The organism is Streptomyces palmae (genome assembly GCF_004684805.1).
Taxonomy (GTDB): Bacteria; Actinomycetota; Actinomycetes; order Streptomycetales; family Streptomycetaceae; genus Streptomyces; species Streptomyces palmae.
Genome location: NZ_SRID01000679.1, coordinates 1 through 1,374, shown reverse-complemented (window position 1 = coordinate 1,374; position 1,374 = coordinate 1). Strand labels below are relative to the sequence as shown.

The 1,374-nt window shown below is 76.6% G+C and carries 1 protein-coding gene and 1 pseudogene; both read right to left on the bottom strand.

The window, feature by feature from the left end; all coding sequences use genetic code 11:
* Window positions 1-75 precede the first annotated feature (75 nt).
* Window positions 76-780 (bottom strand): response regulator, encoded by a 705-nt coding sequence (locus tag E4099_RS32020; protein WP_135342588.1) that lies wholly within the window; start codon window positions 778-780, stop codon window positions 76-78.
* 52 nt (window positions 781-832) lie between these two features.
* A pseudogene (locus E4099_RS32015) lies at window positions 833-1,374 on the bottom strand (sensor histidine kinase); the annotation flags it as partial.

Genomic DNA, 1,374 nt, shown 5'->3' with positions numbered 1-1,374 from the left:
CCCGCCCTCCCCACCGGCCGCTCCCCGGCGCGGGATCCGGTGTCCGGTCCGGGCCGGTGGGGCGCCCGCGCCGGGTCATTCGGCGCCCGGCACCGGGTCCACCACCAGGCCCGCCTCGTACGCCACGATCGCGGCCTGGACCCGGTTGCCGACGCCGAGCCGGTCCAGGACGGCGCTCACATGGCCCTTCACGGTCCCCTCGACCAGGTGCAGCCGCCGCGCGATCTCCGCGTTCGACAGCCCCGCGCCCACCAGCGCCAGCACCTCTCGCTCCCGGGCGGTCAGCGCCTCGGTGCGCGCCCGGGCCGCCGCTCCCCGGGCCAGCCGTTCGCCGCCCAGCTCGGCGATGACGTGCCGGGCCACCGCGGGGGAGAGGAAGGCCCCGCCGGCCGCCACCGCCCGGACCCCCGCGAGGAGTTCGTACGGGTCCCCCGACTTCAGCAGGAAGCCGGTCGCTCCGCCGCCCAGCGCACGGGCGATATAGGCGTCCTCGGAGAAGGTGGTGAGCATGGCCACCGCCGTCCCGGGTGCGACCGCGGCAATCTGCTCGCAGGCGGAGAGCCCGTCCAGCCTGGGCATCCGGATGTCCAGCAGCGCCACATCCGGCCGGTGCGCCCGGGCCGCCTCCACGGCCGCCCGCCCGTCGGCCGCCTCCGCCACCACCTCGATCCCCGGGTCCGTGGCGAGGATGGCCCGTACCCCGGCCCGGATCATGGCCTCGTCATCGGCGAGCAGGAGACGTATCGGCCGCAGGGAGCCGGCACCGTAGGAAGGGTTCATCGCGCCAGCCTAGGCAGTCGGTACCGGCGGGCCACCGGCACCGGCCGCCTTCTCAGCGCACCCATTCGCGCCGCTCCTGCTCCACCACCTGGGACACCCCCGCACGGGGGATGACCGCCTTGGAGATCAGCCGCCCGGAACGGAAGCAGAGCCGGAAGTGGTCCACGCTGACGAAGAGTTCGTCGCTGGCCCGGTAGTAGCGGCAGTCCGCCCCGGCGGGTTCGGACGGCATGCTCTCGCTGGGCGGGTCGCTCGCCTCCAACTCCGGAAGGACGCGTTCCACCTTGCCGTAGGGCTCCCCGATGCGCAGGGCCGTGTAGTCCGCCGGGTCCAGCACGGCGTGCGTGCGGGTGTAGGCGTACCAGGCGAACGTCCCGGCCAGCACCACCACACCCGCCGTTCCCGCCACGGTGACCGAGCGCACCAGCCCCCGGCGGGTGGCGCGCCGCGCATGGGCGAACTCACGCGCGGCGCCCGGCCCCGCCTCGGGCGCCGTCGCGGAATCCGGGGCGGAGCCGGAAGCGGCGCGCGGCCCGCGGCGGGCGCCGGCACCGGTGCCGGCGGGGGCGCGGCGGGTGGCGGTGTCCGCCGGGG

What these genes read in the sequence shown, in the direction of transcription:
- E4099_RS32020 (WP_135342588.1), bottom strand. Translation starts at nt 780, where the DNA reads ATGAACCCTTCCTACGGTGCCGGCTCCCTGCGGCCGATACGTCTCCTG.